General features: G+C 60.0%; 16 protein-coding genes. 13 read left to right on the top strand and 3 right to left on the bottom strand.

Annotated features, from left to right (window positions below; translation table 11 throughout):
• Positions 1 to 19 precede the first annotated feature (19 nt).
• The 3 genes from ACN0SC_RS01905 to glmU form a co-directional block, all read right to left on the bottom strand.
• Positions 20 to 664 (bottom strand): DNA alkylation repair protein, encoded by a 645-nt coding sequence (locus ACN0SC_RS01905; protein ID WP_417247974.1) that lies wholly within the window; start codon positions 662 to 664, stop codon positions 20 to 22.
• Positions 665 to 845: 181 nt separating this feature from the next.
• The gene (glmS, locus tag ACN0SC_RS01900; RefSeq protein WP_417247973.1) at positions 846 to 2,669 is read right to left on the bottom strand and encodes a glutamine--fructose-6-phosphate transaminase (isomerizing); all 1,824 of its coding nucleotides are present in this window, start codon (positions 2,667 to 2,669) and stop codon (positions 846 to 848) included.
• A 4-nt stretch (positions 2,670 to 2,673) separates the two neighbouring features.
• Positions 2,674 to 4,023 (bottom strand): bifunctional UDP-N-acetylglucosamine diphosphorylase/glucosamine-1-phosphate N-acetyltransferase GlmU, encoded by a 1,350-nt coding sequence (glmU, locus tag ACN0SC_RS01895; protein WP_417247972.1) that lies wholly within the window; start codon positions 4,021 to 4,023, stop codon positions 2,674 to 2,676.
• Between the two features lie 161 nt (positions 4,024 to 4,184).
• On the opposite strand from glmU, the gene ACN0SC_RS01890 reads away from it, so the two are divergent.
• The 13 genes from ACN0SC_RS01890 (at position 4,185) to ACN0SC_RS01830 (ending at position 14,296) form a co-directional block, all read left to right on the top strand.
• Positions 4,185 to 4,850: an HAD-IA family hydrolase gene (locus tag ACN0SC_RS01890; RefSeq protein ID WP_417247971.1), complete on the top strand. Its 666-nt coding sequence runs from the start codon at positions 4,185 to 4,187 to the stop codon at positions 4,848 to 4,850.
• The gene (locus ACN0SC_RS01885; RefSeq protein ID WP_417247970.1) at positions 4,847 to 6,037 is read left to right on the top strand and encodes a DegT/DnrJ/EryC1/StrS family aminotransferase; all 1,191 of its coding nucleotides are present in this window, start codon (positions 4,847 to 4,849) and stop codon (positions 6,035 to 6,037) included. The genes ACN0SC_RS01890 and ACN0SC_RS01885 overlap by 4 nt, the downstream gene beginning before the upstream one ends.
• Before the next feature lie 266 nt (positions 6,038 to 6,303).
• The gene (locus tag ACN0SC_RS01880; protein WP_417247969.1) at positions 6,304 to 6,669 is read left to right on the top strand and encodes an NADH-quinone oxidoreductase subunit A; all 366 of its coding nucleotides are present in this window, start codon (positions 6,304 to 6,306) and stop codon (positions 6,667 to 6,669) included.
• Positions 6,660 to 7,193 (top strand): NuoB/complex I 20 kDa subunit family protein, encoded by a 534-nt coding sequence (locus ACN0SC_RS01875; protein WP_417247968.1) that lies wholly within the window; start codon positions 6,660 to 6,662, stop codon positions 7,191 to 7,193. The genes ACN0SC_RS01880 and ACN0SC_RS01875 overlap by 10 nt, the downstream gene beginning before the upstream one ends.
• 11 nt (positions 7,194 to 7,204) lie before the next feature.
• On the top strand, positions 7,205 to 7,822 hold the full coding sequence (locus tag ACN0SC_RS01870; protein ID WP_417247967.1) for an NADH-quinone oxidoreductase subunit C: 618 nt from the start codon (positions 7,205 to 7,207) through the stop codon (positions 7,820 to 7,822).
• 4 nt (positions 7,823 to 7,826) lie between these two features.
• Positions 7,827 to 8,711, top strand: a complete 885-nt coding sequence (locus ACN0SC_RS01865) for a sulfotransferase (RefSeq protein ID WP_417247966.1) — start codon at positions 7,827 to 7,829, stop codon at positions 8,709 to 8,711.
• Entirely contained in the window at positions 8,711 to 9,928 is a 1,218-nt protein-coding gene (locus ACN0SC_RS01860) for an NADH-quinone oxidoreductase subunit D (protein WP_417247965.1), read from the top strand. Before ACN0SC_RS01865 ends, ACN0SC_RS01860 begins: the two co-directional genes overlap by 1 nt.
• The gene (locus ACN0SC_RS01855) at positions 9,928 to 11,115 is read left to right on the top strand and encodes an NADH-quinone oxidoreductase subunit E (protein WP_417247964.1); all 1,188 of its coding nucleotides are present in this window, start codon (positions 9,928 to 9,930) and stop codon (positions 11,113 to 11,115) included. The genes ACN0SC_RS01860 and ACN0SC_RS01855 overlap by 1 nt, the downstream gene beginning before the upstream one ends.
• An 81-nt stretch (positions 11,116 to 11,196) precedes the next feature.
• On the top strand, positions 11,197 to 12,018 hold the full coding sequence (locus tag ACN0SC_RS01850; RefSeq protein ID WP_417247963.1) for an NADH:quinone oxidoreductase: 822 nt from the start codon (positions 11,197 to 11,199) through the stop codon (positions 12,016 to 12,018).
• Between the two features lie 22 nt (positions 12,019 to 12,040).
• On the top strand, positions 12,041 to 12,259 hold the full coding sequence (locus ACN0SC_RS01845; RefSeq protein ID WP_417247962.1) for a DUF5337 domain-containing protein: 219 nt from the start codon (positions 12,041 to 12,043) through the stop codon (positions 12,257 to 12,259).
• A gap of 13 nt (positions 12,260 to 12,272) precedes the next feature.
• On the top strand, positions 12,273 to 13,571 hold the full coding sequence (gene nuoF / locus ACN0SC_RS01840; RefSeq protein WP_417247961.1) for an NADH-quinone oxidoreductase subunit NuoF: 1,299 nt from the start codon (positions 12,273 to 12,275) through the stop codon (positions 13,569 to 13,571).
• 3 nt (positions 13,572 to 13,574) lie between these two features.
• Positions 13,575 to 13,880, top strand: a complete 306-nt coding sequence (locus ACN0SC_RS01835; protein WP_417247960.1) for a hypothetical protein — start codon at positions 13,575 to 13,577, stop codon at positions 13,878 to 13,880.
• Complete coding sequence (locus ACN0SC_RS01830) at positions 13,877 to 14,296, top strand: DUF5333 domain-containing protein (RefSeq protein ID WP_417247959.1); 420 nt, start codon at positions 13,877 to 13,879, stop codon at positions 14,294 to 14,296. The genes ACN0SC_RS01835 and ACN0SC_RS01830 overlap by 4 nt, the downstream gene beginning before the upstream one ends.
• Positions 14,297 to 14,302 lie beyond the last annotated feature (6 nt).

Raw genomic sequence — 14,302 nt, 5'->3', positions numbered from 1 at the left:
GGCAGTGTCGCCAAGCCTTTCAGCCATCACTTGCGCGAGACTGCACCACACGGCGCACCATGCTGGCGCGTTTGCGGTCATGTTTGCCGAGGCTCTTGAGCCATGTATCGGCCATGCGCGACACGTCTTTGTCACTGTCTTCAAGCGCATGGGTGAGCCAGTAGAGCACATCGTCGATGGCGTTGACTTCCGCCTCGGATGGGTGGGCGAGTTTCGCCAGCGGCAGGGAGAGGCCAAGGGCGGCGCGGCGGTCCAGAACGCGTTCGGATTTGGCAAGCGTATGGACGGTCTCCATCCGCGACAGGTCGGTGACGATCCTGCGCGCACCGGCGGCGGCCAGCGCGTCCAGTTCGGCCCAGTTGGCCGCCTCGGAAATCCATGCGCAAATCTGGTCCCAGATTTCGGCATCGTCCTTGATCCGCGCTTGGGTCAGAAGTTTCGCCGCCATGATGCGGGCTTCGAACGGGCCATCGACCCAAAGCGCGCGTGCCAGTGCGAGGCGTTCAGGAGCGTCGATCTCCTGACGCCAGCTGCGCGCGAGTTCTTCCATCGCCTGCGGGGCCACGCCGAGATAGCTGCCTGCGCCGAAGCGGTTTTCCAATTCGGTCGCGCGGGCCGTATCGGCGTGGGTCATGAGCGCTCCGAGCGCGTCGTCAAACATCATGGGACAGCTTTCCTTCCAGCCGGGTCTTTCCAGCAGACCATTTACAGGCGGTGATAGATGAGAGTGCCGCGCCGCGCAACGTGCCATTGGGCCACAGCGGGCGTGCCCGACAGGTGTCCGACATAAGTCCGACGCGGAGCCGACCGGTCTGTGAGGGGCAAAATGGGCCAGTGTCGCCCGCTCATTCCACCGTCACGGATTTCGCCAGATTGCGCGGCTGGTCCACATCCGTGCCCTTGGCGACCGCCGTGTGATAAGCGATGAGCTGGGCAGGAATGGCGTAGAGCAAGGGGGCGAAAAGGTCGGGCACTTCGGGCATTTGCACCGTTTGCCAGACGCCCTCGGAAGCCACTTCCAGCCCCTTGCGGTCGGAGACCAGAAGCACCTTTCCGCCGCGCGCCATGACCTCTTGCATGTTCGACACGGTCTTATCGAAAAGCGCGTCATGCGGGGCGAAAACGATGACGGGTGTGTGGCTGTCGATCAGGGCAATCGGTCCGTGTTTCAATTCGCCGGATGCATAGCCTTCTGCGTGTATGTAGCTGATTTCCTTGAGTTTCAACGCGCCTTCGAGAGCGAGCGGATACATCATGCCGCGACCGAGGAAGAGAATGTCCTTGGCCTCGGAGAGCGTGTTGGAAATGGTGTTCAGCGTCTCGTCCAGATCCAGTGCACGGGTCAGAAGACCGGGCAGGCTGCGCAGTTCCGTAAGCCGTTTCGACAGCGTGTCTCCGTCGATTTCTCCGCGCTGGTGGGCGGCCTCCAAAGCGAGCAGCGCCAGAACGGTCAGCTGGCAGGAGAAGGCCTTGGTGGAGGCCACGCCGACCTCGACACCGGCCAGAATCGGCAGCGCAATGTCGCTTTCGCGTGCGATGGAGCTTTCTGCGACATTGACCACGGAGACGATTTTATCCGCCTTGTCCGACATATATCTGAGTGCGGCCAAAGTGTCCGCCGTTTCCCCCGACTGACTGACAAAAATCGCGAGAGTTCGGGCACTTACGGGCGGTTCGCGGTAGCGGAATTCGGAGGCCACGTCGATCTCCACAGGGATGCGGGCCACCTGTTCGAACCAGTATTTTGCCGTAAAGCAGGCGTAATAGGCCGTGCCGCAAGCCACCATCACGATGCGGTCGAAGGCGGAGAAATCAAGGCCGGGGTCGGGCAGGGTGATGCCCGTTTCATCGGCGTTGAGATAATAGGCCAGCGCTTCGGAAATCACGGTCGGTTGTTCCGCAATTTCCTTGGCCATGAAGTGTTTGTGGCCGGCTTTTTCGATCCGTGCGGCATCCATAGCGATGGTGCGGCGGGGGCGTTGGACCTGTGCGCCGGTTGCGTCGAAAATATCGACCCCGTCACGGGTCAGAATGGCGCGGTCACCCTCGTCGAGATAGGTGATCTGGTCGGTCATCTGTGCCAGAGCGATGGCGTCGGAGCCCACGAACATCTCGCCCTTGCCGTGACCGATGGCCAGAGGCGAGCCCTTGCGTGCAGCGACCAGAAGATCGTCTTCGCCATCAAAGAGAAAGCACAGCGCAAACGCCCCTTCGAGCCCGTCAATCGTGGCCATCGCCGCGTCCACAGGGGCTTTGCCCGCATCCATGTAGCTCTGGCAGAGCAGGGCCACGGTCTCCGTGTCTGTTTCCGTCGCCGCAGGGTAACCTTTCGCGGCCAGATCGGTGCGCAATTCGCGGAAATTCTCGACGATCCCGTTATGCACCACCGCAACGGGGCCCGCCTTGTGCGGGTGGGCGTTGGTCACGGTCGGCGCACCATGGGTGGCCCAGCGGGTGTGGCCGATGCCAGACTTGCCCGCGAGCGGATTGTGGACCAACTCGTCGGAGAGGTTCACCAGCTTTCCAACCGCGCGGCGGCGGTCGAGCGTACCGTTGTTGACTGTGGCGATACCCGCACTGTCATAGCCGCGATATTCGAGGCGTTTGAGGGCTTCCACGAGAATAGGCGCAACTTCATGGGTTCCCAGAACCCCTACAATACCGCACATTTTACTAACCTTTTTGCTGCTTTTTCTTCGCGGACTTTAACTTTTCGAACATTCGCACGGCGAGGCCCGGTTTGTTGACCTGCTTGGCGCGACCAAGTGCCAAGGCACCCGCTTCTACGTCGGATGTGATCACCGAACCACTCGCGGTCATGGCTTCGTCGCCGAGGGTGACGGGGGCGACGAGCATGGTGTTGGAGCCGATGAAGGCGTTGCGACCCACGGTGGTGCGATGTTTGAACACGCCGTCATAGTTACAGGTGATCGTGCCCGCGCCGACATTGGTTCCGTCCCCGATATCCGCGTCGCCGATATAGGTGAGGTGGTTGACCTTGGTGCCTTCGCCGATCTGCGCATTCTTGATCTCGACGAAATTGCCGATATGGGCGTTGTTGGCCAGTTCCGCACCTGGGCGCAGGCGGGCATAGGGGCCAACGGTCGCGCCCATGGAAACATGGCAGCCCTCTAGGTGGGAAAAAGCGCGAATGCGGGCGGTGCTTTCCACCGTCACGCCCGCGCCGAAGACCACGTGCGGCTCCACTTCCGCGTCGCGGCCCAGATAGGTGTCGAGGGAGAAGAAGACCGTCTCGGGAGCGGTCAGCGTCACGCCGTTTTCCAGCGCTTCCTCGCGCTTCATCTGCTGGAACACGGCCTCGGCGCGGGCCAGTTCCGCGCGGGTGTTGATACCCAGCGTCTCGCGTTCTTCACAAGCAACGGCGGTCGCTGTCTTTCCGTTTTTCCAAGCGATTTCAACGATGTCAGGCAGGTAGTACTCCCCCGCCGCATTGTCGTTTCCAACCTCGTCTATGAGCGCAAACAGCGTCGCGGCATCCGCACAAACAACGCCAGAGTTGCAGAATGTGATCGCGCGTTCGGCTTCATCGGCGTCCTTGAATTCTACGATGCGCGAAAGGCGGTCGCCCTCCATGACAAGTCGGCCATAGCGGGCGGGGTCGGCGGCTTCAAAGCCCAGCACAACAACGTCATGGGTGGCGCGTGCCGCCTTCATCCGCTCCAGCGTTTCGGCCGAGACAAAGGGGGTGTCGCCATAGAGGACAAAGGCATCACCCTCGTAATCGGCCAGTGCGTCGCGGGCTTGGGCGACGGCATGGGCGGTGCCTAGTTGTTCGTTCTGACGGGCGATGGTGATTTCGGGGTCAATGGCCTCAGCCGCCGCGGCAACCGTATCGCCGCCATGACCGACCACAACCACTTTCGCACTGGGTTCCAGCGCCTCACCTGCCGCCAAAGCATGTGCAAAAAGCGGCGCATTGCCGATCTTGTGCAACACCTTTGGAAGGTCCGAGTTCATTCGGCTGCCTTGCCCTGCTGCAAGGATGATGAGCGCATTCGCCATAGTCTTCGTCCCGATCTGCTCTTTTCTTTATGTGACTGCCGTTTTACCCAAGGGGGGAATAGCCGCAAGGGGCGGGGCTTCACTAATTCTGACGCCACATTACACCTGCGGGCAGAGATTTGCCTATGCGCATTTCAGGGTGCAGCCAGTGGAGAGTTTTCATGCGGACGGTGATTTTCGATCTCGACGGAACGTTGGCGGATACGTCGGCAGACCTGATTGCCTCGGCCAATGCCTGTTTTCGCGGGATGGGCTATGGCGATGTGCTCGATCCCGTAGCGGATGCGCGCACGGCGTTTCGAGGCGGGCGCGCGATGTTGCGGCTCGGGTTCTCGCGGATGCGCGCGGAGGTGTCCGAGGAAGCGGTGGATGCGCAATATCCCGTCTTGCTCGATGCCTATGCCAGCGCCATTGACGTGCATACGCGGCTCTATGACGGGGCGGTGGACGCGGTGGTGCATCTCAAACGCGCGGGCTATGCCGTGGGTATCTGCACAAACAAGCCTGAGGCGCTCGCGGATCGTTTGTTGGTCTCGCTCGGTGTGCGCGATCTCTTCAGCTCGATGATCGGAGCGCAGACGGTCGGCGTCGCAAAGCCAGATCCCAAGCCATATATCGCCGCCGTCGAAGAGGCGGGCGGGACGGTGTCACAAAGCTATCTCGTGGGCGACACAGAGACCGACCGCGAGACAGCCCGCGCGGCGGGTGTGCCCTGTGCGCTCGTGACATTCGGGCCTGACGGTGCGGCGGTGGCCGAGCTTGAGCCAGAGGCATTACTGCCGTCTTATCAAATGCTTGGATCGGTGACGAAGGCGTTAATCGGATGACAGACGTGGTATTTTCAGGGCAGTTCACGCAGCAGGAATCGCTGTCGGACGAGGCGATTGCGCGGGCGGTCGAGGTGATGCGCACGGGACGGCTGCACCGCTACAATACAGTTGGCGACGAGATCAGCGAAGTATCGCGACTCGAAGAGGAATTTGCCGCGTTCACAGGGGCAAAATACTGTCTGGCCGTGGCGTCGGGTGGCTACGCCATGGGCTGCGCGCTCAGGGCGGTTGGCGTGGAACAGGGCGCGCCAGTGCTCACCAATGCGTTTACTCTTGCGCCTGTTCCCGGGGCGATTGCTTCGGTCGGTGGTGCCCCCGTGTTCGTCGGTGTGACAGAAGATTTGGTGATCGACCTTGAGGATCTCGCGCTCAAAATCGAGGACAGCGGGGCGCGGGTTCTGATGCTGTCGCACATGCGTGGACACATCGTTGATATGGACGCGCTGATGGTGCTGTGCGACGCGCATGGTGTGACGGTGATCGAGGACTGCGCACACACAATGGGCGCGGCGTGGGACGGGGTGCCATCAGGGCGGCACGGTGCGATTGCCTGCTATTCGACGCAGACCTACAAACACATCAATTCGGGGGAGGGCGGTTTGATCGTCACCGACGATCCCGATCTGGCCGCGCAAATGGTGCTATTGTCGGGTTCTTACATGCTATACCCGCGCCATACCGCTGCACCTGCGCCTGAAGTGTTCGAAAAGTACAAGTTTGACACGCCAAATGTGTCGGGGCGGATGGACAATCTTCGCGCCGCCATCCTGCGCGCACAGCTCCCCGACCTTCCCCGAAAAGTAGCGCAGTGGAATAAGCTCTACCGCGCGGTGGAGGCGGGGCTAGAAGGGTGCAACGGGGTCTCCATGATTGCCCGTCCCGCGAAGGAACATTTCGTCGGCTCCTCGATCCAGTTCCTGCTGACCGAATGGGAGGACGCGCGGATCGAGGCGCTTGTCGCGGCCTGTGCTGCGCGCGGCGTGGAGTTGAAATGGTTCGGCGCGCCCCAGCCGCAGGGGTTCACCTCGCGCTATGACAGTTGGCACTACGCGAAGGCTCAGCGTCTTCCCGAGAGCGACCGTGTGTTGCGTGCGATCATGGATATGCGGCTGCCGCTCACCTTTAGTGAGGCGGATTGCACGCTCATCGCGCAGATTATCCGCGAGGAGATAGCGCGCCTGTGAGTGCGCCCCCAAACCCTAAGTAAAATACTAGGGTATCTGTGATAGGCAGTGGCTCGAATCGAAAAGGTGCGGTGCGGCCGCTGCTTTTTTTGTGTGCGACGTGATCACAATCGACAGAATGCGCCAAACCCCCGTCTTTACAGGGATAAAAATCGGTCGGTTTGGTTGACCACATGGGCGGGGAGGGCTAAACCACGACAAGCTTAAGCACGCGCACCTGTGCAACCTGTTCGTCGGGTTCCGGTCCGCAACTCAAGGAGCCGCTCGTGGAAGACTTGCTTCGGGAATATCTCCCCATCGTCATTTTCCTCGGCCTCGCCATCGCGCTAGGCCTCGTGTTCATCTTCGCAGCCATCATTATCGCCGTTCGTAATCCCGACCCTGAAAAAGTGTCGGCTTATGAGTGCGGGTTCAACGCATTCGACGACGCTCGGATGAAATTCGACGTCCGCTTCTATCTGGTGTCGATCCTGTTCATCATTTTCGATCTCGAAATCGCTTTCCTCTTCCCATGGGCTGTTGCCTTTAAGGATGTGGGGCTGGTCGGGTTCTGGTCGATGATGGTGTTCCTTGGCGTGCTGACGGTGGGCTTTGCCTACGAATGGAAGAAGGGGGCGCTGGAATGGGCGTGATGACTTCGCAGAATACCGCTGGGGCCGATCCCGAGCATGCCGTTCAGGCGCTCAACAAGGATCTGCAGGACAAGGGATTTCTGCTGACCTCCACCGAGGACATTATCAACTGGGCCCGCACAGGGTCTTTGCACTGGATGACCTTTGGTCTGGCCTGTTGCGCTGTGGAGATGATGCACACCTCCATGCCGCGCTACGACCTTGAGCGTTACGGCACCGCGCCGCGTGCGTCTCCGCGCCAGTCCGATCTGATGATCGTGGCGGGCACGCTGACCAACAAGATGGCACCCGCGCTGCGCAAGGTTTACGACCAAATGCCCGAGCCGCGCTACGTGATCTCCATGGGGTCCTGTGCCAACGGTGGTGGATACTACCACTATTCCTATTCGGTCGTCCGTGGGTGTGACCGCGTTGTGCCTGTGGATGTCTACGTTCCGGGCTGCCCGCCGACTGCGGAAGCCCTGATGTATGGCATCCTCCAGTTGCAGCGCAAAATGCGCCGCACCGGCACGATTGCGCGCTAAGGAGAGAGCGGATGAGCCAAGCACTGAAAGATCTGGCCGAACACATTGAGCTCAAACGCCCTCAGGACGTGGTGTCCACAGAGGTCGCTTTTGACGAGTTGACGGTTACGGTGAAAGCCAATCGCATTGTCGATTTCGTCGATTTCCTGAAGTCGGATGCGACCTGCAAGTTTTCGACGCTGGTCGATCTGACGGCGGTGGACTACCCCGCGCGCTCCGCGCGGTTCGATGTCGTCTATCACTTCCTGTCGATGTATCAGAACCAACGTATCCGCGTGAAAACGGCGGTGGACGAGGATGAGAGCATCCCGTCGATCACTGCCATTCATCCTTCTGCGGGTTGGTTCGAGCGTGAGGTCTACGACATGTTCGGGATCATTTTCTCGGGCCATGGCGATTTGCGTCGTCTTCTGACGGACTACGGGTTTAGCGGCCATCCGCTGCGCAAGGACTTCCCGACGACGGGTTACACCGAAGTGCGCTATGACGAAGAGCTCAAGCGCGTGGTTTATGAGCCTGTGAAGCTTACGCAGGAATTCCGCCAGTTCGACAACCTCTCGCCGTGGGAGGGTGCGCACTATGTCCTTCCCGGTGACGAGAAGAGCGACAGCGAAAAGGCGGGGGCATAAGAGCGTGAAGCTGGAGCAGACACTCATGTTCTGTGTTGGTGCAACGAAAGCCGGGACGTCCTGGCTTTACCAGTATTTGCACGGACACGACGAGTGCGCGCTCGGCGCGGTCAAGGAGTTGCACTATTTCGATAGTCTCGACCTTGATAACGCAGGCTTTGCTCTAAAGGCTCTGGAGAAACAGGCCGCGAAGTGGCGTGCGGTTGCCGCTGCTGCCAATGGCGGTGAACGCGACGCGGCGCTTGACCGTGTGTGCGATGCCGAATTGCTGGGCGAGTTGATCGCACAGGGTGAAGAAAACACCGACGGCTATGTGGCCTATCTGACACGCCACGCGGATGGCAAAAAGCTGGTGGCAGATCTGACGCCCGCCTATGCGCTGCTTTCAGAAGAGCGTCTGGCGCAGATGGCTGATCTGGCACCCGATGTGCGAGTGGTCTTTATTATGCGCGACCCGCTTGATCGTCTGTGGAGCCACGTGCGGATGAATGCCAAGCGGCGCCTGAAGCCAGGTCAGGACATTGCGCAGAAATCGCGCAACATCCTCAACCGCGCCGTGCGAAAGAATATGGAAGAGGGGATCGTTGCTCGTGGCGACTATCCCGTGATCGTGGAGAAGCTGAAACGGGCCGTGCCCGCCGACCGCCTCCACATCACCTTCTTCGAGGAGATGATCACCCCGCAGGGTGTTCAGAATTTGTGTGACTTCCTCGGCCTCACCTACCAGCCCGCGCAGACGGAGAAGCGGGTGCACGAGGGGATCGCCGTGAAAATGAATGACGGGCAGAAGCGGGCCGCGCAGGACTACCTCGCGCCGCATTATGCCTATGTAGAAAAGACTTTCGGCCCGCTGCCCGAGCGCTGGCAGGCCAACTGGAGAAAGGTCTGATGATGGACGGAAATCTGGGCGACGTGCAAACGGGCGAACAAAAGATCCGCAATTTCAACATCAACTTCGGCCCGCAGCACCCTGCGGCGCACGGGGTACTTCGGATGGTTCTGGAGCTTGATGGCGAGATCGTGGAACGCGCCGATCCGCATATCGGGCTGCTGCATCGCGGCACCGAGAAGTTGATGGAAAGCCGCACCTACCTGCAAAACCTGCCCTATCTCGACCGCCTCGACTACGTGGCGCCGATGAATCAGGAGCACGCATGGTGCATGGCGATTGAACGGCTCGCTGGCGTTGAAGTGCCGCGCCGCGCCTCTCTTATCCGTGTGCTCTATTCCGAGATTGGCCGTGTGCTGAACCACCTGCTCAACGTCACAACGCAGGCGATGGACGTGGGCGCGCTGACCCCACCGCTTTGGGGCTTTGAAGAGCGCGAAAAGCTGATGATCTTTTATGAGCGGGCCTGTGGCGCGCGTCTGCATGCGGCGTACTTCCGTCCCGGTGGTGTGCATCAGGATCTGACACCCGAGCTTCTCGACGATATCGAGGCATGGGCCGATCATTTCCCCAACGTGCTTGACGACATCCACATGCTGCTGACGGAGAACCGTATCTTCAAACAGCGTAACGCGGATATCGGCATCGTCACCGAAGAGGAAATCCTTGAATGGGGCTATTCGGGCGTCATGGTGCGTGGCTCTGGTCTTGCATGGGACTTGCGTCGCAGCCAGCCCTACGAATGCTATGACGAGTTCGATTTCCAGATCCCGGTCGGTAAGAACGGCGATTGCTACGACCGCTATCTGGTGCGGATGGAAGAAATGACGCAATCCACCTCGATCATCAAACAGGCGATCGAGAAGTTGCGGATGCCCGAAAATCAGGGTGACGTTCTTGCTCGTGGCAAACTCACCCCGCCCAAGCGTGCGGATATGAAGACCTCCATGGAGGCTCTCATTCACCACTTCAAGCTCTACACCGAGGGCTTCAAACTGCCTGAAGGCGAGGTCTATGCCGCCGTGGAAGCGCCTAAGGGCGAATTCGGCGTCTACCTCAACTCCGACGGCACCAACAAACCCTACCGCGCCAAGCTGCGCGCGCCCGGGTTCCTGCATCTTCAGTCGATGGATCACGTCGCCAAAGGCCACCAGCTGGCCGACGTCGCCGCCATCATCGGCACCATGGACATCGTATTTGGGGAGGTGGACCGCTAATGCTGCGCCGTCTGCATCACGAACAGCCCGAGAGCTTTGAATTCACGCCGGCCAACCTTGAGTGGGCCAAGGGTCAGATCACGAAATACCCTGAGGGCCGCGAGCAATCCGCCGTGATCCCGCTTTTGTGGCGCGCCCAAGAGCAAGAAGGTTGGTTGACGAAACCCGCCATCGAATACGTTGGCGACATGCTCGGCATGCCCTACATCCGCGTGCTTGAGGTTGCGACTTTCTACTTCATGTTCCAACTGCAACCGGTTGGTTCTGTGGCCCATATTCAGGTCTGCGGCACGCTGTCGTGCATGATCTGTGGTGCCGAGGATCTGATTGCCGTGTGCAAAGAGAAAATCGCGCCTAACCCTCATGAGGTTTCCGCCGATGGCAAGTTCTCTTGGGAAGAGGTCGAATGTCTTGGTGCCTGTGCGAACGCGCCGATGGCGCAGATCGGCAAGGACTACTACGAGGATCTGACAGCCGAGAATTTCGCCAAGCTGATCGACGACATGGCCGCAGGGCAGGTGCCCTTGCCTGGTCCGCAGAACGGTCGCTACGCCGCCGAGCCGCTGAGCGGTCTGACATCGCTGACCGAACACGAGAGCGGCAGGACACAATATAACGCCTCCGTCCAGCGCGCCGCCGACATTGGCGACACGCTCAAGCGGATCGACGGGACCGAAGTGCCGATCCTGACGCCTTGGGTGGTCAAGGGTGGATCGAAGAAGAAACAGCCGCCGAAAGCCAAAGCGCCCGCGAAATCCGCCGTGCAGCAGGCCGCCGAGGCCAAGAAGGCCGAGCCCAAGCCCGCCGCAAAGGCACCCGCCGACAAGACGGGCGTGCAAAAGCAGCAGGCCACGGCCAAAACCAAGGCAAAACCCGTTGCATCCGCTAAGGACGCTGACACGGGTGAAGTCGCGCTGAAAAAGCCCCGCACGATGAAAGCGCCGCGCAAGGCGGGTGCGGATGACCTTAAGAAGCTCAAGGGCGTTGGCCCGAAGCTTGAAAAGATGCTCAATGATCTGGGCTTCTACCACTACGACCAGATTGCCAAATGGACACCCGAAGAGGTGGCATGGGTTGACGACAACCTGAGTTTCAAAGGCCGTATCGAACGTGACGGCTGGATTGAACAGGCCAAGATACTCGCTGAGGGCGGCGAAACCGAATTCTCGAAACGCGCGAAATACTGACGATCAGATCCGAATAAAGACGGCCGAACATAAAATAATATGGCCGCTTTCCAACAGGGACGAAGGTAAAGGAGAGACGCGATGAGTGAGACCAATGCGGGCAAGATGCCCAAGATCTGGCTGGTCGCCGCGATTTGCGGCGTATTGGCCTTTCTGGCTTTGCTTTTCATTGCAAGCTACTCGACGGGTGCAAGCCTGATCGTTGGCATTCTGGTGGCTGTTCTGGTGGCGATCCTCTTGTGGATTGGTTGGTATGAGGAGGATTCTGAGGCGTCGAATGCGTCAGCTCCTTCCGTCGCTTCCACTGCCGCCGTCGCGTCGTCCGAACCTGCTGTCACTCCCGAGCCTGCGAAAACCGCTGCAACTGATGGCGCACAGACGCCCGTAAGCCAAATGGCGGCAGATACGGACGTGGTGGTGGCAGAAGCTGCTGTAGCAGACACGGCTGAACCTGAAGCGCCCGTGGCGACAAAAGCTCCTGCGAAGAAGGCTCTTGCCAAAACAGCGGCGGCGAAGAAGCCTGCCGCGAAAGCGACCAAGGCCAAGACTGATAAAGCGGCAGATGCAAAAACTGCACCCGCAAAGCCAGCCGCGAAGACCGCGCCGAAACGTGCGCCCGTGGCCAAGGATGGCACACCCGACAATCTCCTGACCGCAGCACGTGCGGACGGGGCCGACGATCTCAAGATGATCAAGGGCGTCGGGCCGAAACTGGAAGCCACGCTCAACGAGCTGGGCATCTACCACTACGACCAGATTGCCGCGCTGCGCAAAAAAGAGCGCGAGTGGCTTGATGATCGTTTGAAGTTTAAAGGACGGATCGACCGCGACGATTGGGTTGGTCAGGCCAAGAAGCTCGCCCGTGGCGAGGCAACCGAATTCTCCAAACGCGCCAAGTACTGACGCGGGACGAGAGTAGAGAAGGATGGGTTCCGAGAAAGAGATCGCAATCGCCAGAAAGGCCCGCATGGTCGGGGTTGTCATGGCGGTAACGATGGTGGTCTGGCTCGGGGCCCAATGGATCGGGGGGAAGATGGGACTGCCTGTGCGGTTCGTCTTCCTTTTCGATCTCGCAGCGCTCGCCGCTTTTGTGTGGGCGTTCGTGAACATTTACCAGATCTGGCGTGCGCGCCAGCAAGGCTGAAGGAAGTAGAGCGATGCTCAAGGATCAGGATCGGATCTTTACCAATATCTACGGGATGCATGACCGCACCCTGAAGGGCGCGCAGGCGCGTGGACATTGGGACGGCACGGCGGCCATCATCAAGAAGGGCCGCGACTGGATCGTGGACCAGATGAAGGCATCGGGCCTGCGTGGTCGTGGCGGCGCGGGCTTCCCGACGGGGCTCAAGTGGTCCTTCATGCCGAAAGAAAGCGACGGGCGCCCCGCCTATCTCGTCATCAACGCTGACGAATCCGAGCCGGGCACCTGTAAAGACCGCGAGATCATGCGTCATGACCCCCACACGCTCGTCGAGGGTGCGCTGATTGCCTCCTTCGCCATGGGGGCCAATGCGGCATACATCTACATTCGCGGCGAATACATCCGCGAGCGCGAGGCGCTTCAGGCCGCGATTGACGAGGCCTATGACGCGGGTCTTCTGGGGCGTAACGCCGCCAAGTCGGGCTGGGATTTCGATCTCTACCTGCACCACGGGGCAGGGGCCTATATCTGTGGCGAGGAAACCGCGCTGCTCGAAAGCCTTGAGGGCAAAAAGGGGATGCCGCGGATGAAGCCGCCGTTCCCTGCGGGCGCGGGTCTCTACGGTTGCCCGACCACGGTGAACAACGTCGAATCCATTGCCGTTGTGCCGACGATCCTGCGGCGCGGGCCTGAGTGGTTTGCGGGCTTTGGTCGTCCCAACAACGCGGGCACGAAGCTGTTCGCCATCTCGGGTCACGTCAACAACCCCTGCGTGGTCGAGGAAGAGATGTCGATCTCCTTCGAGGAACTGATCGAGAAGCATTGCGGCGGCATTCGCGGTGGTTGGGACAACCTTCTGGCCGTGATCCCTGGCGGTTCTTCCGTGCCCTGTGTGCGCGGCGAGAACATGAAAGACGCGATCATGGACTTCGATTACCTGCGCGGTGAGCTTGGCTCCGGCCTCGGCACCGCTGCTGTGATCGTCATGGACAAGTCCACCGATATCATCAAGGCGATCCACCGTCTGTCGAAGTTCTACAAACACGAAAGCTGTGGTCAGTGTACGCCATGCCGCGAAGGCACGGGCTGGATGATGCGCGTGATGGATCGTCTGGTCAAAGGCGAGGCATCGCTGGAAGAAATCGATATGCTTTGGGACGTGACCAAGCAGGTCGAAGGCCACACCATCTGTGCACTCGGTGACGCAGCGGCTTGGCCGATCCAAGGTTTGATCCGCAACTTCCGCGAGGAAATCGAGGATCGCATCAAAGCTACGCAGGCGGGCCGCTCTGGCGCGATGGCGGCGGAGTAAATAATGCATCTCAACGGGCATCATATGGCAACGGTCGATCACGGGGAGCGCAGCTTTGGCTGGGCTGATACCGCTGTGACGGTCTGTGCCGACGCGCTAACACGCGGAGATGCCGTTGAGGATATGGGCCGCGATCTGCGGCCTACGAAAAAGGGCGGAACGCCCGACGTGGATAAGGCGCACGAACGCCTTGCCACACACGACAAACATGGGGACAGCGATCTTGCCTTTGGCGGATCGTATCTGGACGTGGCGCGACTTTTCCAAGTGGAACGTCGCAGACCCATAGCAGAGGAGCTTTTCCCATGACGACGATCAAACAGACGCTTTCAGCACTGGCCTTTGGCGCTGCGTTTCTAGCCCAGCCCGTGAATGCAAACAGTCTTCCGCCCCTCTCCGAGGTGCCCGAGATTGACGATAATATGTTGGCTGTGGCTATGGCCATCGAGATCAGCGACGAATGCCCGACCATTGCGCCGCGCAAGCTCAAAGGGCTCAACTTCCTTTGGTCGCTCAAGACCCGCGCCGCCGAGATGGGATATTCGGACGACGAGATCCGCGCCTATGTCGAGAGTGATGAGGAGAAAGACCGCATCCGAAATGTGGCATTTGACTATGCCCGTGCTCAGGGTGTGGACCCGACAACGGCCCAAGGTCTGTGTGATCTTGGAATGATGGAGATTGCCAAAGGCAGCGTGACAGGATCGCTGCTTCGGGCGAAGTGAATGACG

The sequence above is a fragment of the Celeribacter sp. genome, from assembly GCF_048261515.1.
Lineage (GTDB): Bacteria > Pseudomonadota > Alphaproteobacteria > Rhodobacterales > Rhodobacteraceae > Celeribacter.
Note: the sequence above shows the minus strand (reverse complement) of the source record. Positions and strands in the feature narration are given on the sequence as shown.